Source organism: Cupriavidus sp. CP313, assembly GCF_054072015.1.
Genome location: NZ_JBSVZB010000011.1, coordinates 178,328 through 197,816, shown reverse-complemented (window position 1 = coordinate 197,816; position 19,489 = coordinate 178,328). Strand labels below are relative to the sequence as shown.

The window sequence follows — 19,489 nt, the reverse complement described above, 5'->3', positions numbered from 1 at the left end:
TCATGCTGGTAGACGAGGGATACCTTGGCGTTCTTGGCCTTCGGCGCCTCCGCGAGCGCGCTTCCAAATGACAGCGCGGAATCGCGCGGTGACGTACCAGCAAGTTGAAATTGGGCCCGCTGCCGGCTAGAGTTGCTGGCAGGATCCTGTCAGGACAAGAGGGACACGCTCGGCATGCCTTCGCCTCGCATGCCTGCCGACGTGAGTGATTGCCGTCAATAAAGTCTCACAACATGAATGCGGAGTCGAAAAATGTCGCTGACCTGCAAACGGATCGGCCGCAGGCCCCCGAATGCCCGAGTTCACGTGCAGGCCTTTACGCCCGTAGCCTGGTCATTGCCACACCGCATCTGATCTCCGGGCCCATCAAGCGACCCGCCGTGACTTTGCTGGTTTCTTTGAACGAAAAACAGTTCAATGTCGCGGTGCCGGGCGTTGCGGACGTCGACTCGCAGGTTGCCCTGGTGGGGGCTGGACAGGGACGCGTGCTTCGCGCGGACAATTGTGACCTTCTCAGCATTAACATCGAGCCCGGCCATATCTTGTTCCGTCCTTTGCAGCGGGCCCTGGCGGATCGGCCGCTACGAGAGTTGCGAACGATTGCTTCGCATGAGGTGCTGGATTTCCTGCGGCGCTGCTTTGACGCAGATGTGCCGGACGAGCCGGAGGTTGAGGCGCTCGTGGCTCTCTGCCAGAGCGCGGGTCTTCCCGTCGAACTGTCACGTGGACTGCGTAACCGCAGCAACGAACTATTGGCAGCCATTGACGCTGATTTTCCAGATCGCGTGCCGTTGCCACAAGTGGCGGGCAAACTTTGCTTGTCGGAAAGCCGGCTCTCGCATCTGTTTGTTGAAGACATTGGCATTCCGCTGCGGACATATTTGCTATGGCAGCGCTACCGGTTCGCATTTTCACGGCTTTCAGACCGGACCACGCTGACCCGCCTTGCAAACGATACCGGATTCGCTGATGCGGCCCACCTGACGAGGACCTTCGTCGGATATTTCGGGTTTTCCCCAACGCGCATCATTCATAGCTGTTTCGTTCAAGATTTAACGCGCGGATAGTGGAAAGATCAAGGCGTGCAGGCAAGCTGATGAACAGCTCCGCCAGACTCAGGAGACAAGCCTTGATCCCGACTTCCGAACCACAGGCCGTGGGCAGCTTAGCTGACCTTGAATCATTCGAGCGTGGCTGGCGCGCTGCCACGGCGGACAATGCTACGCGGCCAAACACGATCTATGACGCACTGCGCGCTATTGCGCACGCGAGGCCCGAGGCGGCTGCGTTGACGCTTATCGCTGACGGAACACCAAACGAACATCCGCAGCAGACGAATTACCGCACGCTGATCGAGGGCGTGACACGTGCCGCGAACCTGTTCGCGAGCATCGGCGGCACGGGGTGTGGAACGGCGTTCCTTCTGCCTTCGCTGGTGGAAACGCACTATGTGCTTTGGGGCGCGGAGACGGCCGGCTACGCAGTACCACTGAATCCTTTTCTGACCACCGCTCAGATTGTCGATCTGGTACGCGCCTCGGGCGTACGCATCCTGGTGACTGCAGGCACGGAGTATCCGGGCATTTGGGAAAAGGCGGCTGCGGTACAGGATGCCATCCCCGACCTCATATTGGTATGTATCGGTACGCCGGGATACCTTGACCGCCACGCCACCGATTTCACGAGAGCCATGGAGGCGCAGGATGGGTCGTTGCTGTCCTTTTCGGCTAGCCGGGAACCGGACAGCGTAGTAGCGTACTTTCATACCGGTGGCACGACGGGCATACCAAAGCTGGTTGCCCATACGCATACCAATCAGTTGGCAGCCGCATTTGGCGCTGCACTGTTGCTGGATATTCGTGCCGAAGACTGTATTACCAATGGAATGCCGCTCTTTCACGTCGGGGGCACGATCCCTTGCAGCCTTGGCTTCTTCCTGCGAGGTGCGCATGTTCTCATGCTGTCGCCTCATGGCTTCAGGAAGCCGGCCATGATTACCAACATCTGGCGAATAGTCGAGCGGTTCTCGGTCACCATTCTCGGCGCCGTCCCCACCGCCATGGGCGCCTTGCTGTCCGTACCGGTAGATGCCGGCCTCTCTTCCCTGCGCATTGGCATAACAGGTGCCTCTCCATCCCCGCCGAATCTCGCCGAGCGCTTCAAGGCAGCCACGGGCAAGAATCTGCATGAGCTGCTCGGGATGACGGAAACGAGCGGCCTGACGGCAGCCGATCCCGCCGCCGGGACCCCCACGGCTGGCTCGGTCGGCATCCGGCTACCGTTTGCCACGGTTCGTGTTCGCCAGCGGCTGGCGGATGGAAAGCTTGGCGATGACTGCGCGCCTGGGGAGATTGGTGTGCTATTCGTCGAGGGCCCCCATGTATCGCCCGGTTATCTAGATTCAAGCCAGAATGCCGGTCTATTTGAAGATGGCGGACTCAACACCGGTGACCTGGCATACCTCGATGCGTCCGGGAGGCTGTATATCGCCGGCAGAAGCAAGGATCTCATTATCCGGAGTGGCCACAATATTGACCCGGCCATGATTGAGCACGCTTTCTTGCTTCATCCTGCTGTAGAGGCGGCGGCGGCCGTGGGCCAGCCCGACCGCTATGCGGGGGAACTGCCGGTCGTATTCCTGAGCTTGCGGCGAGGGCACGACGCGAGCGTGGGGGCACTACAGGATTTCGCTCGCGATCTCATCGCCGAGCGCCCCGCCTGGCCCAAGGAGGTGTATCTGATGCCGGACTTGCCGACCACCGCTGTCGGCAAGCTCTACAAGCCCGCACTGCGCGCCGAAGCCGCGTTGCGCGTGCTGAAACCAAGGCTTGAGGATCTGGCGGGCGACCATCTGGCCGACGTGCATGCAACGGAGGGGGGCAAGCGGGGCCTGGACATTACTGTCACGCTTACAGCGCCTCACGAGATTATCGAAGCCGCCATTCGCGAGGAAATGGGAGCGTACGTTTTCGGTTGGTCATTGGCATATGCCTGAACCGTCAACGATCGCTTGACCCCAGGTGTGAGACAGCGCCGCGCACGAGAGCTGGCGGCGGTTGAGAGAGGACATGCTATGAATCCAACATTCGACTTTACCGGAAAGAAGGTCCTTGTCTTTGGTGGCACCAGCGGCATCAATCTTGGCATCGCCGAAGCGTTTGCCGCGCGCGGTGCTGTCATGGCTGTGGCCAGTCGTGATCCGGAGAAAGTGCGTGCAACGGTGGCACGTCTGACGGAGTGTGGGCGGGAAGCAGGACAAATGACGGAACCCCTGGGCTACAGCCTTGACGTGCGCGACGCACAGGCGGTGGCGGATGCCGCTTCTGCCTTCGCTGCCCAGCGCGGCAGCATTGACGTACTGGTATCAGGGGCTGCGGGGAATTTTCCCGCGGCGGCGGCAGCACTCAGCCCGAACGGGTTCAAAGCGGTGGTGGACATCGATCTGCTCGGTACCTTTCATGTCATGCGGGGCGCGCATCCGCACCTGACAGCCCCGGGTGCGAGCGTGATCAATATTTCCGCGCCACAGGCAGCGATCGCGATGGCAATGCAGGTTCACGTCTGCGCAGCGAAGGCGGGGGTCGATATGGTGACGCGGACGCTCGCGATCGAATGGGGGCCCGCAGGGATACGCGTCAACGCGGTCGTGCCAGGACCAATCGATGGCACAGAGGGTATGAAGCGGCTCGCGCCCGACGAGAACTCGCGTGAAGCCGTGACTCGCGCGGTGCCTATGCGGCGAATGGGATCGCCGGGCGATGTGGCCAATGTTTGCTTGTTTTTGGCCTCGGAGGCCGCCGCGTATGTTACCGGCGCCATCATTCCAGCGGATGGAGGATGGTCCGTAGCGGGAGCACGACTAGGCTGAATCGACATTCACTGCAGCCATAGCATGATTGAAGCCAATTGGACGGATTCAACCTGTCGTCGCAACACTCCCAAATCGATGGGGATGGAATGACAAAGAAATATGGGCGATGCCGCCGGGGGATCCGGCGGTTGGTAGGTGAGGATTCAACCCGTCGATGCAACACACTTCTATGGGGCATTGGAAGTCAAGCCCTTGGGTTGTCTGTTTCATGTAGTCAGCTGTCTCCATTTGAGAATGCTGCAAGTTATCCACCACCAGTAAGTGCATTTGGCGCGGTGCCGATGCGGAAGTGCACTAAAGACGCACGAAGAGTTTTTTTTCGTTCTTGCGAATCCGTTTGGCAAATCGGTGCCTCTTAGGGGCGAGGACCACTCACCTCGTTGATTCTGAACCGAAGGAGAACATCATGCTGTCATTTCTGAGATCCGCGTTGTATGTGAAAAATGTGCCTAAAGGGGAGCGCGCCGTGCGCATCGTTGCCGCGCTGGCCATCGTGATTGGCGCGTTGTCCGCCGTGGCCGCGCCGTGGAACTGGATACTGGTGGCGGCAGGCGGCGGCCTGGGGCTATCTGGCCTCATTGGGTTTTGCCCCGCCTGCGCGCTGGTCGGCCGCCGCCTGCAACAACGCCGCTAACAGTCATGAACCTCGAGCGCCATCAACCCCTGCTCGATGCTGCCCGCGCAGGCGATGTGTTGGCAATCGAGCGACTGCTTCGGGTGTGCCAGCCTGACATCCGGCGGTATGCGCAACGGAACTGCCTGATCTCCGACGTGGACGATGCCATCCAGGAGAGTCTGCTTATCCTTTCACGCAAGGTGGGCTCGTTGCGCGCGGTGGCGGCATTCTCCAGTTGGCTTTTTGCCATTGTGCGGCGCGAATGTCACCGGCTAGCTCGCGAAGTGCTCCCCACCGATCCATGGGACGACGAAAAGGTGGAAGCATGGCTGTCGCACCAGCCGGTTGATGACCTGCGCCATGATGTGGCCGCCGCTCTGGAGTCACTACCGCCCAACTATCGCGAGGTCATCGTGATGCGCGACCTGAACGAAATGACCATTGGCGAGATCGCCGAACGCTTGGGTGAAAGTCGTGCCGCCATCAAAAGTCGGCTTCATCGGGCGCGTCAGTTGACGCGAGAGTACCTGCTGGGGTGAACCCACATGCCCGAGCCGCTTGTAGCCGACGATCGCAAGTTCTCCTTGCATTTATCTGACTTGTCATCTATTGTTATGTCAATGACATTTGGAAGGCGTCTCTATGGATCACTATACGAAGGAGAATTACGAGCTGACTCAGAGCGTCGGTTTCCTCCTCAACCGTGCCCGCAACACCGTGCTGATGGAGATGGATGCAGCACTGCAGGAGTTGGACATCACCGGCCAGCAGATGGGGATTCTCTTGTCCCTGACTCGTGGCGTAGCGGCGACCCCGTATGAACTGAGTAAGTTGCTCGGTATCGACACCGGTCTGATGACCCGCATGCTGGACAAGCTGGAAGCCAAAGGCCTGCTGGCACGCAGCCGCAGTGCCGATGATCGCCGTGTGGTGAACCTCACCCTGACAACGACGGGCCAGGAAGTGGCCGAGCGCATTCCAGAAGTGGTCCCGAAGGTACTCAACCGCCGCCTCAAGCACTTCAGCAATGAGGAGTTTGCCGAATTCCGTCGACTACTTACCAAATTCGCGGACGCCTGAACGCGTCTTTTTTTGCTCATTTATCTGATAAATCAGATTATGCAAACTCAGAAATATTGCCGTGACCACCGGACCCGGCGACTTGCCGGCCCAGCACTCTCTGTAATGATGGCCGTCGTGCTGGCCGGGTGCGCCAACTACGCCGGCATCAAGAGCGACAAGCAGATCAGCGAGCCCACCACCTATGCCACCACGCAGAGCATCCCCGCCGAACAAGGCCACTGGCCGTCGGCGGACTGGGCCGACCAATTTGGCGACGCCCAGCTCAAGACACTGATCGCCGAAGCGCTGCAAGGCAGCCCGTCGCTGGAAAAGGCCCGTGCCCGCGTGGCCGCCGCGGTGGCGTTCAGCGAGGGCGCCAATGCCAACACGCTGCCGCAGGTGGGCGCCGGCTATTCGTTCAACCGCCAGCGCTACACGGAAAACGCGATGGTACCCCCGCAGTTCGCCGGGTCGTGGCAGTCGGAGAACAAGGCGTTCATCAACGCCTCGTACGACCTCGACCTGTGGGGCAAGAATCGCGAGGCGCTGAAGTCCGCGGTATCCGGTGTGCACGCCAGCGAGGCCGAAGCCGAACAGGTGAAGCTGACGCTGAGTACCGCCATCGCGCGCGCCTACAACGAACTGGCCCGCCTCTACACGCTGCTCGATATCTCCAGGGACGAAGTCAGACAGCGCCGCGAAGTACTGCGCGTGACCAACGGCCGGGTGACCATGGGCCTGGAGACCGAAGTCGAGAAGCGCACCGCCGAGGCCAATCTCGCCGCCAGCGAAGTTGCCGTCGCCGCGCTGGAAGGCAACATCCTGCGCGCCCGCTACCAGCTCGGCGCGCTGCTCGGCCAGGGCCCGGACCGCGGCCTGGCGATCGCCCGCCCCAGCCTCGGCGCCGGCGACGAAGTCCGCCTGCCCGACAACCTGCCGGCCGACCTGGTCTCGCGCCGCCCCGACATCGTTGCGGCGCGCTGGCGCGTCGACGCCACCCTGCACGACATCAAGGTGGCCAAGGCCGAGTTCTACCCGGACATCAACCTGACGGCGATGATCGGCCTGGATGCCATCGGGTGGGGCCGCTTCCTGCGCGCCGCCAGCCGCACCGCCTCGGCCGGCGCCGCGATCCACCTGCCGATCTTCGACGGCGGTGCGCTGCGCGCCCAGCTCAAGGGCCGCTACGCAGAGTTCGACTTCGCGGTCGCCAACTACAACGAGACGCTGGTGAACGCCCTGACCGACGTGGCCACCCAGCTCTCCGACATCCGCGCCGTCGACGCGCAGATCGACAACGCCGTGCGCAGCGACACCGCCGCGCAACGCGCCCTGACGCTGGCGCTGGCGCAGTACAAGGCCGGCCTGACCACGCAACTGACCGTACTGAACGCACAGACCAACGCGCTGCGCAGCAGCCAGGTGGTGGCCAACCTGCGCATGAACCGCCGCGACCGGCAGATCGCCCTCTCTGCCGCGCTTGGCGGTGGTTATACGGATACCTCCGACTCGATCCAGCAAGCGGCGCAGGTCCGCTGAATTCGCTCTCAACGAACACGAACAGGTGACGCCATGAATGAAGCTACCAAAACCAACCCCGCAGGGCAGACCAGCGCGCAGCCAGCCGAACCCGGCAAGAAGAACACGCGCAAGCGCCTGCTTGCCCTGCTTGGCCTGGCCACCGCCCTGGCTGCGGCCGGCTATGGCACCTACTACTACACCGTAGCCCGCTTCCACGAGGAAACCGATGACGCCTATGTCAATGGCAACCTCGTCCAGCTCACCCCGCAAGTGAGCGGCACAATTGTCGCGATCAACGCTGACGATACCCAGATCGTCAAGGCCGGCGAAGCGGTGGTGATGCTCGACGCTGCCGATGCAAAGATTGCGCTAGCCAATGCCGAGGCTGCGCTGGGCCAGACCGTGCGGCAGGTCAGCGCGCTCTATGTCAACAACAGCGTACTTGCGGCCACGGCGCGACAGCGGCAGGCGGACCTGGCCCGCGCCAGGGAGGACTTGCGCCGCCGCACCGAAGTGTCCGAAGCCGGCGCCGTGGCTGCGGAAGACGTGGCCCATGCCCGTGCTGCGGTCGAGGGCGCGGAAGCCGCCCTCGAGACCGCGCGCCAGCAACTGGCCTCCAACCGCGCACTGACCGACCAATCCAGCGTTCCCGAGCATCCCAGCGTGCTGGCCGCGGCGGCCAAGGTGCAGGAGGCCTATTTGGCCAATGCCCGCAATACCCTTCCCGCCCCTGTAACCGGCTATGTAGCAAGGCGGTCGGTGCAGGTCGGCCAACGCGTGGCACCCGGCAATCCGCTGATGGCCATCGTGCCGCTCGACGGCGTCTGGGTCGATGCAAACTTCAAGGAAGTCCAGCTCAAGCACATCCGCATAGGCCAGCCGGTCAAATTGCATGCCGACCTGTATGGCAGCAAGGTGACCTACCACGGTAAGGTCGTCGGCTTCTCGGCCGGCACGGGCAGTGCGTTTTCGGCCCTGCCTGCGCAGAATGCCACCGGCAACTGGATCAAGGTCGTGCAGCGCCTGCCGGTACGCATCCAGCTCGACCCGGCGGAACTGCGCAACCACCCGCTGCAGATTGGCCTGTCGATGCAGGTTGATGTGCAGACGCGAAAGGAAGATGGGGCCCGCCTCGCGCGCAGCGAGACACCTTACCGCACCACCTACAGCACCGATGTGTTCCAGCGCTACGGCGAAGACGCCGATCGCGAGATCCAGCGGATCATCGCGCAGAACAGTCATGGCGCCAGCGGCACGGAACCGGTGGCTGGAACCCCGACGCAACAGGACACCAAGGTCCGGCAAACGCGGCTCGTGCAACGTGCCGGACATCTGGCCAGCGAGCCGTCCGGCTCCTGAGCATGCCGCCCGCCACCGCCTTGCCTTGCCCATTTACTTGACAGATCAGATTCCCAGCCGGAGCACATCATGTCATCTCAAGCCCAAAATTCTCTCGTACCAGCCCCGCTCACCGGTGGCAAGTTGGTGATGGGAAGCTTCGCCGTGGCCCTGGCCACCTTCATGAACGTGCTGGATTCATCGATCGCCAACGTCGCGATCCCGACAATTTCGGGCAACCTCGGCGTGTCGGTGCATGAGGGCACCTGGGTCATCACCCTTTTTGCCGCTGCCAACGCCGTGGCAATACCGCTGACCGGGTGGCTGACGCAGCGCGTGGGCCAGGTCCGCCTGTTCGTCGGCTCTCTCCTGTTGTTCGTGCTGGCGTCATGGCTGTGCGGCATCGCGCCCAACCTCACTGCGCTGCTGGCCGCGCGCATCCTGCAGGGCGCGGTGGCGGGCCCGCTGCTGCCGCTGTCGCAATCGATCCTGATGTCGTCCTTCCCGAAGGAGAAGAGCGCCACCGCCCTTGCCCTTTGGGCCATGACGGCCACCGTGGGGCCGATCGCCGGCCCCGCGCTGGGCGGCTGGATGACTGATAGCTATTCGTGGTCATGGATCTTCTACGTCAATGTGCCGGTCGGCCTGTTCGCCGCGGCGGTCACCTGGGCGATCTACCGCGACCGCGAATCCCCGACCCGCAAGCTGCCCATCGACCTGGTCGGGCTGACTTCGCTAATCACCTGGGTGGCGTCGCTGCAGATCATGCTCGATAAGGGCAAGGACCTCGACTGGTTCAGCTCGCCGGTCATCATCACCCTGGCCATCGTTGCCCTGCTAAGCTTCCTATTCTTCGTGATATGGGAACTCACGGAACCTAATCCGATCATCGACCTGCGCCTGTTCAAGGGCCGCAACTTCCTGGCGGGCACCATTGCCATTTCGGTGGCCTATGCCGTGTTCTTCGCCAACCTCGTGGTGCTGCCCCAGTGGATGCAGCAGTACCTCGGCTACCCCGCCGTCAACGCCGGGCTCGCGACCGCGCCGCTGGGCATCTTTGCCGTCCTGCTGGTGCCGGTAGTTGGCAAAATCCTGCCGAAGTCGGAACTGCGGGTGCTCGCCACGCTGTCCTTTGTCGGCTTTGCCGTGGTGTTCTTCATGCGCTCGCGCTACACCACCGACGTGGACACCTACACGCTGGTACTGCCGACGCTGCTGCAGGGCATTCCGATGGCGTTCTTCTTTGTCCCGCTGACCGCGATCATCCTGTCTGGCCTGACACCAGAGAAGATTCCCGCCGCCGCCGGCCTGTCGAATTTCGTCCGCGTCTTCTGCGGCGCCGCCGGCACAGCTATGGCGACTACCGGCTGGAACGATCGCGCCGTGCTGCATCACGCCCGCCTGGCTGAGCCAGCCAGCTCGAACAATCCCGTATATGCTGCCGCGCTCGATTCAATCCAGTCGACACTGGGCTTTACCCCGGGGCAAGCCGCCGCCCATTTCGAGCACAGCCTGAACATGCAAGCCATCATGCTGGGGCTGAACGACATCTTCTGGATCTCGGGGGTGATTTTCGTCGCCATCGTGCCGCTGATCTGGTTTACCCGCCCGCTGAAGGGCCAGGCTCCCGCGGCTGCGGCTCACTGAGAGCCATTCCGACAGTACGCCGCCCAAGCACGCCGCACGAATGGTTCGTCCCTATTTCCAGCCTGTTCCTCCAGAGTCGCTGATGTCGCGTGACGCCTTCCTCTCCGCCAGGCTAAGAATCTCCTGCGCCTCACGCCAGCTTGCCAGCGCGAGTTGGCGAGGGGCATCCCTGCTTTCGGACTGCGCACCACAGATGATGGTAGGAGGCATGTTATTGATGGTGGCTGGTTGCGCCATGTACGTTATGGCTAGCGCGCTCCTTCGCAGCGCTGGCGTCGCGCGTTAACGCAGCACACCATCGTGCCACCGCGTGTGGGTCACCGACCCGGTTCTTGCAAAGAATCCCATCGAGTTGTGAATGATCTCTGCTACGTCTGACGACTGCTATGCACGGTTATCTGATCAATCCAGTGAAAGAATCCCGATACCGCGCCAGGCGTCGCTCCTCAGCGTCCTGGTCGCAGCCAGTCGCCTGAAGCGCGCACTGCACCACTGCACAACAGAAGTACTGGACGCCAGCTACTGCCACATACCACGATGCCGGCGCACTATCACGCGCGGCTCATCTATTGCAACAGCGCCAGCTAATCACCGCAACCAGAATGCCGGGGAACCGGCGAAGTGTCTCGCTATCGATCAGCCAGTCAGGCCGAGCATTGTGCGATTCCCTTGAATTGCAAATGAGTCAACCATTGCATGCAACTTTGGAGGCTGCGCTTGGACAATCCGCATTGCAAGCACTATTGCAATTGATGGGAAGCGCGGCCTCATCGCTCGCCGCGGCCTAGGTGCAATGACCTGGCGTTCGTTGCTTAAGCGTTTAGTTCTAGCGCCAGTTCGACGAACGCCCGCGCCGCTGCGCTGCGATAGCCTCCCTTTCGTTGCAGTAACGCTGCCACACGATGAGGCGGCTCAGGTTCCAGCTTTATCCGGAACAGACCTTCTTGATTGCTCGCAACGGCAGATGGCAGCATTGTTGCCATCCGCGTTCGGCGCACGATCTCGATAACTGCACTAACTGAATTCGATTCCATTGCGATCTGTGGTACGAGGCCATGCTGCCGACAGTAGCGGTTGATATAGTGCCGCGTCGCAAACTGCTCATTGAGCAGAATAAATCTCTCCTGTCCGAACTGTTTCAATGAAAGCGCGGTGCGCTTCCTGGCGTGCGGATGCTGGGGCCCAACCACCATCGCCAATGTCTCTTCCAGCAGGGGCTGCGACTCAATATCCGGCAACTGGATCTCGTCGAAGGCGATACCAACGTCGAGTTCGTCCTCAGCCAGCATTGCTTCGATCCTCTCCTGGGACATCTCCAAGATGTCCAGCGTAATGTCCGGGTACCGCTGGTTGAAGCCAGCCACCAAAGGGCCAACTACATACGGCGTGAAGGTGGGCGTAATCGCCAGACGAAGTGCACCGCGCGTGAGGTCCTGAACGTCGTGCAGAGCGCGTCGCCCTGCCTCCAGGTCCTGAAGCGCCCTTTGAGCATAAGCACGGTACGCCGCACCAGCATCCGTCAGTCGCACAACCCTTCCGGTGCGATCCAGAAGCTGGGCCCGCAAGCTGTCCTCCAGTTGTCGAATCTGAAGCGACAGCGTTGGCTGCGAGACATGCAGCGCTTCGGCCGCACGTGTGAAGTTGCCGTGCTCGGCAACAGCCAGGAAGTAACGAATGTGTCGAAGGAGCATGGCAGTTATTTGCTTTGCAAATCGAATCGATATTAAACCGGTCTTGGACGATATAGCTCAGATCATCCATTCTTTGCACATCGAGTTCCCACTCAACCAAACCGGGCGACACCATGCAAGACCTGATCGAAGGCTTCCTGAAGTTCCAGCGCGAAGAATTTCCCAAGCGCACGGAGCTGTTCAAGCATCTTGCCACGACTCAGAATCCGCGAACGCTGTTCATCGCTTGCTCAGACAGCCGTGTCGTGCCGGAACTGCTTACACAGCAAGAGCCAGGCGAGTTGTTCGTCGTTCGCAACGCCGGCAACATTGTTCCGTCCTACGGCGTGCAGCCTGGCGGCGTGTCGGCCAGCGTCGAGTATGCAGTCGCAGGCCTGAACGTAACTGACGTCGTCATCTGCGGACACTCCGACTGTGGTGCGATGACTGCCGTCGCCACATGCAAATGCCTGGACCATATGCCTGCGGTGGCGGGTTGGTTGCGTCATGCCGATGCCGCGAAAGCGGTCAATGAAGCGCGGCAGCACACATCCGACCGCGCACGCGTCGATTCCATGGTCCGCGAGAACGTCATAGCACAACTCGCCAATATCAAGACACACCCGTCGGTAGCACTCGCCGTCGAACAAGGGCGACTGAACCTGCACGGATGGGTGTACGACATCGAGACTGGTTCCGTCGATGCACTGGACGGCATTGCCAATCGCTTTGTATCCCTTGCAGAGAACCCCCGCGTCTCTGCGAACCCGCCCCGGCTCAGCGTAGGTGCCTGAGTCATCCCCCACTCCTAAAGGAGATTGAAATGCCCCAATCGCAATATAGCCAAGCAAATCGCCAGGCCCTCACCGACGCCATCATCGACGCGAAGATTCGCAAGAACCTGACCTTTGAAGAGATCAATGAAGGCACCGGTCTGAAGCTGGCTTTCGTGACCGCAGCTCTGCTCGGTCAGCACCCGCTTCCTGCCGAGGTAGCCAAAAAGGTAGCTGACAAGCTGGAGCTTGGTGAAGACGCCGTGCTGCAACTCCAGACGATTCCTGTGCGCGGCAGTATCCCAGGTGGCGTTCCGACCGATCCCACCATCTACCGCTTCTACGAGATCGTGCAGATCTACGGCTCGACGCTGAAGGCTCTGGTTCACGAGAAGTTTGGTGATGGCATTATCAGCGCCATCAACTTCAAGCTCGATATCCAAAAGGTGCCGGATCCGGATGGCGGCCACCGCGCAGTTATCACCCTCGACGGGAAGTATCTGCCGACCAAGCCGTTCTAGGCTCGTGCTTCCAATCACAGTCGCGGGCCGACGGACTGTGCGGCCCTTTTTTCCCGCGAGCAGGAATTTTCAGCCCAATGTTATCTACACTCTCAGCGATACTTGCCACGGCTACGCTGGCAGGATCATTCGTTGTTCCCTACGCCGGCGTACTGACGACAACGCCATCACCTATCGCCCGTTTTGGACCTGCGGAGCATGGGATCAATTCCCGGCTCGATCGACGCAGGGACCCGTGGATAGATAGCGACCGCTTCTTGACGTTCAGCTCAGGGGTACTGCCAAGGATGACGTGATTCCAACCCCGCGATGCCTTGAGCAGCAGCATCGGGGTGAAGCAAACAGCTTGTTCCACTCTGACACAGCACAGGCGCTTCCTGCGTTAGCGGAACATGACCATCAAGATCAGCCCGCCAGCTGGGCCGCGGCGTCGCGCAGTGCCGTGCGCAGGCCCTCTTCCACCACCGGATGATAGAACGGCATTCCCAGCATCTGCTCGACGGTCAGGCCCTACTGGTACGACCACGCGAGCAGGTGCGCGATGTTCTCGGCGCGCGGCCTGATCCATTCTGCACCCAGGAAGCGCCCGCTGTCCTTGTCGGCATAGACGTGCATCAGCCCGCGGTTCTTCAGCATCACGCGGCTGCTCCCCTGGTCTTCGAAGCTGACTTCGCGGTGACAAAACTACCCTCGGCCAGGTCGGCATGACGCTGGCCGACCATCGCGATCTGCGGATCGGAGAACACCACCGCGAGCGGCGCCCGGCGCGCCAACGGCTTCACCTGCGGATAGCTGGCGGCGTTCTCGCCGGCGGCCTTGCCTTCGTCCGCGGCCTCGTGCGGCAGCGGCAGGATATTGTTGGCGTCGCCGGCAAACCGGCTCATTGCCACACTGGAGCGTCAGCGGGCCGAACAGTGGCACGCCGTGCCGGTCCAGCGCCAGGCCGGTATTCTCCAGGTCCAGGCCGCGCACGTTGGGCTCGCGGCCGGCCGCTGCCAGCGTGTAGTCGAAGCGCTCGGTCACGCTGTGGCCTTCGCGGTCGAGGTAGGTCACCACCACCTGCTCGCCGTCGCGCCCCATGTCGGTGGCCCGGACATCGGGGTCGAGGTGGAACTCGTCATTGAACGTATTGGCCGCGTAGGTGCGGATCACCGGATCCGTCAGCGGCCCCAACGAGCCGCTCAGGCCGAACACGCGCACCCGCACGCCAAGACTCGACAACGCCTGGCCAGCTCCAGGCCAATCACGCCCCCGGGCCGAACACGGCCACGCTTTGCGGCAGGTCTTCCCACGAGAAGACATCGTCGTTGACAATCAGGCGGTCACCGAACACCGAGAACGACGGCGGCACGGCCGGACGCGAGCCGGTGGCGATCACCACGCGGCTGGCCCGCACCGTGGTGTGGTCGTCGATCTGCAGGATCGTGTTGTCGCTGAACTTTGCCAAGCCGCGCTGGCGGTCGGCCTCGGGGATGTTTTCCACGCCGCGCACCACAAAGCCGACGAAACGGTCGCGCTCGCTGCGCACACGGTGCATGACTTCACGGCCTTCGATTCGGATCGGTCCATCGACGTGCAGGTGTGGCGCGCTTCGTGCGCAGCCTCGGCCGCGGCGATCAGCAGCTTTGACGGCATGCAGCCCACGCGGGCACACGTGGTGCCATGGGCACCGCCCTCGATGATCGTGCCATCGGATCCGGCGACTGCCTGTCCACATGGCCGCTGTCGGGGGATCAGCGGTGATTGCGGGGGGAGAAATTGTCCAGAACACCGGTCGGGGGAACCGGGCCCGGGACGTGGGGGATCAGCGGGGCAGGTGCTGCTCGAGCGCCTCGGCGGCGACGATCTTCGGCAGCTGCAGGGGCGCAGGTCTAGCGTATCTACGCGAGATTGCCCAGCTGCTGAACTGCTAGACGCGTGTCGGCCACAAACAAGGGGGTTACTACTAGGAGGGGCTTGGCCAGCCCCATCTAGTAGTCAACGCACGTCACAAATCTTCACTTGCACTTGTGGACGCCTTCCAACTCAGAGAGACTTACTTTGTGTCCCATTCATTATGAAGCCGGGAAGCTAAGAGCTTCTTGTCATTCGCTCCACCAAACGTCGAATAAGCGGCGCCGCGCCCAAAACAACGGGCAACATGGTAAGCCAAGAAATTCCCCAGGATTTCAGCCAATGTTGAAAGAAGAAACCATTTTCTGCAAACGGAATGCTTGATATGGCCGCAGCAATCGAGCACGTTAATCCGGCTTGGATAACGCCATAGACAAAATGGCTGTAACGTGCAGGCATCTTGATCATTTGGATCCCTCTCCTGCTCCTGAACCAGCAATTCATATGCCTACCGTCAGAGCCGTGCTACGACAAGTCGTGTGTTGGCGCTTTGGGTAGGCTCATGTATATCAACGGCTTCCCATGCTTCCGAGTCGAAAAACATTCGCTCTGGAAGCTCTTCGCCATCTCAAGATCCTGAGGATCAAGCGGCTGGGAGAGAACTTCCTACCAGCCGACGCACAGTTTCGTCCGTATCCCAAAGCGCGTTCGCGATATAGCGGAAGTTGACCAGCGCGGCGAGGTAGCCGTCGCCTTCCGGCAACTTCGGTGCCGCCACGGCGTCGCGCACAACCGCGACTTCGAAGCCCTGCTCCAGCAGGTCCCGCAGATGGGATTCCACGCACAGATTGGCGGCCATGCCCGCAAGGATCACCTGATCCACACGCTGCTTGCGCAACTGCAGGACCAGATCGTTGGCCTGCGGGCCGTACAGCTTGTGCGTCGAGCAGACGATGGTCTTGCCATCCTCGATGTACGGCTTGAGTTCCGGCATCCAATCCGCCCCGGAGTCGCGAAATCCTTCCAAGGTCAGTGCGCCGGGACGATCGAACATGCCGACAGCATGCTGGAACATTTCCGCGGGGCCCTGAACTTTCCACGTGTGGTCATGGGGAAAGTAATAGTGGGGAGAAATGGCAACCGTGATACCCGCCTGCTTGGCCGCCTCGAAGAGTCGGATCAGGTTGGGCACCAGGTTCTGCTCCGTCACGCTTTCGCCAACGACGCCCCAGCTGCGGCCCTTGGGGCTCATGAAGTCGATCTGCGGATCAATGACCACGAGCGCCGTGCGCGGCAGGTCCAGCTGGATATCGGCTTTCGGCAGCGCCGCGTCGACGGGGTCTGCATAAGGGGTATGGTGATTGCACGTGGAAGTAGACATTGTGGAACTCCTTTCTTGACCGCACTCGGCGGCGTTGGACAGTCGCTCAATCGCGAGAGCGCATCGCATAGATAAATAGCCGACCAGTCGTCTATTTAAAACTGTAAAAAATTTTCAGTACAACAACCGCTTTAGCGTCACCTGCAGAAATCGCTGGCAGGCATCGCCATTGCGCTCGACCTTGCTGCGCAGGACCGCCCCCTCCCAGGCCTCGACAATGATGGCGGCGAGCCGCGCGGAATCGCAGTCCGCAGCCACTTCCTGCCGGTTTCTCGCCTCTTCCAGACAGGCGACGATCATGCCTTCCCAGCGCGCCAGGATGCCCTCCAGAGCCTGTCGGACTTCGCCACTGGTATTGGACAATTCGAGGGAAAGGTTGCCCACCAGGCACCCGAGCTTGACATTCTGTGCCACGTGGTCCCCAACTTGCAGCTCGAACAGCTTTTCGATCCGCTCCAATGGCTTGATGCGAGCGTCGTACATGACCTTGCCGTGACGGTGCTCGATTGAGGCCCAATAGGCTTCAAGCACTTCGGTGACAAAGGCCTCCTTGCTGTCGAAGTAACTGTAGAACGAGCCCTTGGGAACGCCCGCCGCAGCTGCAATATCCTGCACCCCGGAACCATTGAAGCCTAGATTGTGAATGACACGACCGCCATCGGTCAGCAGTCGATTGCGAGTCTCAGGGTTGGCAGGCCGTGGCATGACATACTCCGCCGGTGGTACATGGCAAGATAATAGACGACCGGCTGCTTATTGTCAAACGTCCGCGGCGACAAACGGCGCCAGCGGCGTTTAGATATCTTCCTTGCCTGAGAATCCCCGGTCGTTTGCTACCCCTGGTTGTCAGGTGGCACGAACCGCTGCTTGAGGGGCGCACCTGCATCCGTGGCTGCGCTGAACGCTCTCGCGGCGCAGATGTGGCGCGCATGGCGCCGCACGAATGACTGCTGGCATCCGGCGACGGGTCATACCGATCCCTGAGGGGTCGACCTCTCTTGAGGGGTCGAGAAGAGACGGCAACCGGCCGCTACGGCCGGCTTTGGTCGTTCACACATGGATGCGCGAATGACCGTGAGGGGTCCGGTCTGAGACGGTCAGTCACCCCGCAGATCGGCGATGAACCAAATTTTTTTGCACAGCGAAGACGGGGCGCGCACCGTGCCCATGCCGACCATTGCGCCGTCTCCGCTGTGCAAAAAGCCCTCTGCCGAATCTTGCAGTCGGAATCGAGGACTGCCGGGAAACCCACTGAAACCGCCCTCTTTCGATGCCCCACCGCCAAAGTTCGCGCGCCCCGTTGCCCAATGCCGCGGTAGGAATGCCCATTGCTGAGCCCCCCGCACAGATCCCGACGTGCGCAATTCGCGCACCGGGCTCCTGCCCCGGGCATTTGGCGGTGATTCGTACAACCGGCCAAATATGAAGGACCCGGGGTGGGGGCAGCCAGTCCCTTGCCAACCTTTTCATCAGGACCCACATCGTGACACGGCAGCGCCGTGATCGAGGGCATGATCAAGCTTGGCGTGACCGCTGTCGGCTCCCCCTTCCGGGACAGCATGGGTCAGTCCATTGGGGCCCTGAGCGTGGCGAGGTTGTCGCAACGCATGTCCGTGCACCGCATCCAGACCATTACTGGTCTGCTGCGTACGGCCTGCGCGGAGGTTGAGCAACGTTTGCACGCGGGGCCGCGCGACGGGTGGCTGGCTGGTTGATTTGGGGCACTGCTGCGCCGAGCGTCGTGACTCTGGTTCAATGGCCGCAGTACGTTCTTTGCAGGCCATTTGCCGCGACGTGCTTCGCTGGCCGGGAAAGTCGAACTGGGCTGCCAGAACGGCCGATCGCCCCCCGGCGTTTCAGAAGCTCCGCACCATGAAGCCCCTATAATGTCCTGAACAATTGACACAGCAAGGACAGGAGCGCCCGATGACTCCAAGCCAGGCCCCCAATCAACCCAGCTGGGAAGATCGAATCGGCAGGCGCCTGAAGCTGCGCGATCTGCATGTCCTGGCCGAGGTAGTGCGATGCGGAAGCATGGCCAAGGCCGCGGCGCAGCTGGCTATGTCGCAACCTGCAGTTTCAGAGGCAATCTCTGGCCTGGAGCGGGCGGTGGGGATCCGCCTGCTGGATCGTCATGCTCAGGGCGTCGGTCCCACCATCTACGCGGAAGTCCTGATCCGAAGAACGCGGGCCGTCTTCGACGAGTTGCGACAGGGAGTTCGCGAGATCGAGTTCCTGTCCGACTCGACGGTTGGGGAAATACGTATCGCCTGCCCGGAGTTTGTGTCCGCAGGCATGTTGCCTCGAGCCATAGGAACATTCATTGAGAAGTACCCTGGCGTCTCGTTCCAAGTCGTTCATCAGGACACGACCTCGCTGCAGAACCAGGAGCTGCAGGATCGTGTCGTGGACATCGTGTTGAGGCGGCTTCCCGATGGATTTCAGGATGATGACCTGATCACCGAAAGCCTCTTTCACGATCCGCACTGGATCGTTGCGGGGATGAAGAGTCCCTGGGCTCGCCGCAGGAAGATCTCGCTTGATCAACTGTGCGAAGAGCCATGGATCCTGCCGCCGTCGCCCATGATCTTCGACCTGCTGAACTCAGGGCTTGCATCGCGCGGCCTGCGCCTGACTAATGTGAGCGTGACCTCCGCGTCCCTGCTGCTGCGCAGCGAGCTGCTGGCATCAGGCCGGTACATTTCGATCTTGCCATCCATCCTGGTGAGGAACGCCAGGACATGGGACCTGAAGCACCTGGAAGTCGACTTCGACATGAGATCGCCGCCGATCTCTCTGATGATGCTCAGGAAGAGGACCCCCAGCCCGGTTGTACAGCGCTTTATTGAGCACCTGCGAGCAATAGCCGCAACGATCCGATAAGCGCGAGCGGGTGGGCTACCCAGCCACACTGAAGCCGCCTCGCGCGGCTTTCCTCATATGCGCCGATACGCCTCTGGCGCACGCATACCCCAAGACGCCCTGTCTGCAGCCCTGTGCGCGACGCCCGCTCGCTGCGTGAGCGCTCCAGACGCAACGTCGCAAGGCACAACGTCACCACGAACACCGGGCTCGCGCCGCGCATCCCTGCGGGTTCGCCATATCCATGGCACAGCTAACCCAGATATCGGAATTTCCGATAGGGGTAGACGAACATCCAGCTTCTACGCTCGGGCCGCTCTGCCTACGATTGCTTCGAACGCATGACGAACTGATGACGCTGGGCAGTGGCAGCGATCAACGGTCGGGGATGCCG

16 protein-coding genes and 1 pseudogene are annotated in these 19,489 nt (G+C 61.4%); 12 read left to right on the top strand and 5 right to left on the bottom strand.

Annotated features, from left to right (window positions below):
- The first annotated feature begins 233 nt into the window (after positions 1-233).
- From ACW4E8_RS17435 to ACW4E8_RS17395, 9 genes are all read left to right on the top strand, one after another.
- The gene (locus ACW4E8_RS17435; RefSeq protein ID WP_456805647.1) at positions 234-1,067 is read left to right on the top strand and encodes a helix-turn-helix domain-containing protein; all 834 of its coding nucleotides are present in this window, start codon (positions 234-236) and stop codon (positions 1,065-1,067) included.
- Positions 1,068-1,129: 62 nt separating this feature from the next.
- Positions 1,130-2,995, top strand: coding sequence for an AMP-binding protein (locus ACW4E8_RS17430; protein WP_456805646.1), 1,866 nt, complete (start codon positions 1,130-1,132; stop codon positions 2,993-2,995).
- Between the two features lie 78 nt (positions 2,996-3,073).
- A complete protein-coding gene (locus ACW4E8_RS17425; RefSeq protein WP_456805645.1) occupies positions 3,074-3,868 on the top strand; it encodes an SDR family oxidoreductase in 795 nt (264 codons plus the stop codon).
- A 409-nt stretch (positions 3,869-4,277) separates the two neighbouring features.
- A complete protein-coding gene (locus ACW4E8_RS17420; protein ID WP_456805644.1) occupies positions 4,278-4,505 on the top strand; it encodes a YgaP family membrane protein in 228 nt (75 codons plus the stop codon).
- A gap of 5 nt (positions 4,506-4,510) precedes the next feature.
- Entirely contained in the window at positions 4,511-5,026 is a 516-nt protein-coding gene (locus ACW4E8_RS17415) for an RNA polymerase sigma factor (protein WP_456805643.1), read from the top strand.
- A 103-nt stretch (positions 5,027-5,129) separates the two neighbouring features.
- Complete coding sequence (locus ACW4E8_RS17410) at positions 5,130-5,567, top strand: MarR family winged helix-turn-helix transcriptional regulator (RefSeq protein WP_456805642.1); 438 nt, start codon at positions 5,130-5,132, stop codon at positions 5,565-5,567.
- Positions 5,568-5,606: 39 nt separating this feature from the next.
- Positions 5,607-7,088, top strand: coding sequence for an efflux transporter outer membrane subunit (locus ACW4E8_RS17405; protein ID WP_456805641.1), 1,482 nt, complete (start codon positions 5,607-5,609; stop codon positions 7,086-7,088).
- Positions 7,089-7,121: 33 nt separating this feature from the next.
- Complete coding sequence (locus ACW4E8_RS17400; RefSeq protein ID WP_456805640.1) at positions 7,122-8,429, top strand: HlyD family secretion protein; 1,308 nt, start codon at positions 7,122-7,124, stop codon at positions 8,427-8,429.
- A 69-nt stretch (positions 8,430-8,498) separates the two neighbouring features.
- On the top strand, positions 8,499-10,055 hold the full coding sequence (locus ACW4E8_RS17395; protein ID WP_456805639.1) for a DHA2 family efflux MFS transporter permease subunit: 1,557 nt from the start codon (positions 8,499-8,501) through the stop codon (positions 10,053-10,055).
- A gap of 812 nt (positions 10,056-10,867) precedes the next feature.
- Here the strand turns inward: ACW4E8_RS17395 and cynR are convergent.
- Positions 10,868-11,746 (bottom strand): transcriptional regulator CynR, encoded by an 879-nt coding sequence (gene cynR / locus ACW4E8_RS17390; RefSeq protein WP_456805638.1) that lies wholly within the window; start codon positions 11,744-11,746, stop codon positions 10,868-10,870.
- Positions 11,747-11,859: 113 nt separating this feature from the next.
- Here cynR and ACW4E8_RS17385 point away from each other — a divergent pair, with 113 nt between their 5' ends.
- A complete protein-coding gene (locus tag ACW4E8_RS17385; RefSeq protein WP_456805637.1) occupies positions 11,860-12,519 on the top strand; it encodes a carbonic anhydrase in 660 nt (219 codons plus the stop codon).
- A gap of 29 nt (positions 12,520-12,548) precedes the next feature.
- Positions 12,549-13,019: a cyanase gene (gene cynS / locus ACW4E8_RS17380; protein WP_456805636.1), complete on the top strand. Its 471-nt coding sequence runs from the start codon at positions 12,549-12,551 to the stop codon at positions 13,017-13,019.
- Positions 13,020-13,424: 405 nt separating this feature from the next.
- Here cynS and ACW4E8_RS17375 read toward each other — a convergent pair.
- From ACW4E8_RS17375 to ACW4E8_RS17360, 4 genes and pseudogenes are all read right to left on the bottom strand, one after another.
- Positions 13,425-14,720: pseudogene (locus ACW4E8_RS17375) on the bottom strand (dihydrolipoyl dehydrogenase); the annotation flags it as partial.
- Between the two features lie 369 nt (positions 14,721-15,089).
- Complete coding sequence (locus tag ACW4E8_RS17370) at positions 15,090-15,320, bottom strand: DUF2798 domain-containing protein (RefSeq protein WP_456805635.1); 231 nt, start codon at positions 15,318-15,320, stop codon at positions 15,090-15,092.
- 175 nt (positions 15,321-15,495) lie between these two features.
- Complete coding sequence (locus ACW4E8_RS17365; protein WP_456805634.1) at positions 15,496-16,233, bottom strand: cysteine hydrolase; 738 nt, start codon at positions 16,231-16,233, stop codon at positions 15,496-15,498.
- Positions 16,234-16,347: 114 nt separating this feature from the next.
- Positions 16,348-16,938 carry a TetR family transcriptional regulator C-terminal domain-containing protein gene (locus tag ACW4E8_RS17360; RefSeq protein ID WP_456805633.1) on the bottom strand — a complete coding sequence of 197 codons (591 nt, stop codon included), beginning with the start codon at positions 16,936-16,938 and terminating at the stop codon, positions 16,348-16,350.
- A 1,221-nt stretch (positions 16,939-18,159) separates the two neighbouring features.
- Here ACW4E8_RS17360 and ACW4E8_RS17355 point away from each other — a divergent pair.
- Positions 18,160-19,116, top strand: coding sequence for a LysR family transcriptional regulator (locus tag ACW4E8_RS17355; protein WP_456805632.1), 957 nt, complete (start codon positions 18,160-18,162; stop codon positions 19,114-19,116).
- Positions 19,117-19,489: the final 373 nt, after the last annotated feature.

What these genes read in the sequence shown, in the direction of transcription:
- ACW4E8_RS17400 (WP_456805640.1), top strand. Translation starts at nt 7,122, where the DNA reads ATGAATGAAGCTACCAAAACCAACCCCGCAGGGCAGACCAGCGCGCAG.
- ACW4E8_RS17370 (WP_456805635.1), bottom strand. Translation starts at nt 15,320, where the DNA reads ATGATCAAGATGCCTGCACGTTACAGCCATTTTGTCTATGGCGTTATC.
- cynR (WP_456805638.1), bottom strand. Translation starts at nt 11,746, where the DNA reads ATGCTCCTTCGACACATTCGTTACTTCCTGGCTGTTGCCGAGCACGGC.
- ACW4E8_RS17365 (WP_456805634.1), bottom strand. Translation starts at nt 16,233, where the DNA reads ATGTCTACTTCCACGTGCAATCACCATACCCCTTATGCAGACCCCGTC.
- ACW4E8_RS17435 (WP_456805647.1), top strand. Translation starts at nt 234, where the DNA reads ATGAATGCGGAGTCGAAAAATGTCGCTGACCTGCAAACGGATCGGCCG.
- ACW4E8_RS17420 (WP_456805644.1), top strand. Translation starts at nt 4,278, where the DNA reads ATGCTGTCATTTCTGAGATCCGCGTTGTATGTGAAAAATGTGCCTAAA.
- ACW4E8_RS17395 (WP_456805639.1), top strand. Translation starts at nt 8,499, where the DNA reads ATGTCATCTCAAGCCCAAAATTCTCTCGTACCAGCCCCGCTCACCGGT.
- ACW4E8_RS17415 (WP_456805643.1), top strand. Translation starts at nt 4,511, where the DNA reads ATGAACCTCGAGCGCCATCAACCCCTGCTCGATGCTGCCCGCGCAGGC.
- ACW4E8_RS17410 (WP_456805642.1), top strand. Translation starts at nt 5,130, where the DNA reads ATGGATCACTATACGAAGGAGAATTACGAGCTGACTCAGAGCGTCGGT.
- cynS (WP_456805636.1), top strand. Translation starts at nt 12,549, where the DNA reads ATGCCCCAATCGCAATATAGCCAAGCAAATCGCCAGGCCCTCACCGAC.
- ACW4E8_RS17355 (WP_456805632.1), top strand. Translation starts at nt 18,160, where the DNA reads ATGACTCCAAGCCAGGCCCCCAATCAACCCAGCTGGGAAGATCGAATC.
- ACW4E8_RS17405 (WP_456805641.1), top strand. Translation starts at nt 5,607, where the DNA reads ATGCAAACTCAGAAATATTGCCGTGACCACCGGACCCGGCGACTTGCC.
- ACW4E8_RS17425 (WP_456805645.1), top strand. Translation starts at nt 3,074, where the DNA reads ATGAATCCAACATTCGACTTTACCGGAAAGAAGGTCCTTGTCTTTGGT.
- ACW4E8_RS17360 (WP_456805633.1), bottom strand. Translation starts at nt 16,938, where the DNA reads ATGCCACGGCCTGCCAACCCTGAGACTCGCAATCGACTGCTGACCGAT.
- ACW4E8_RS17385 (WP_456805637.1), top strand. Translation starts at nt 11,860, where the DNA reads ATGCAAGACCTGATCGAAGGCTTCCTGAAGTTCCAGCGCGAAGAATTT.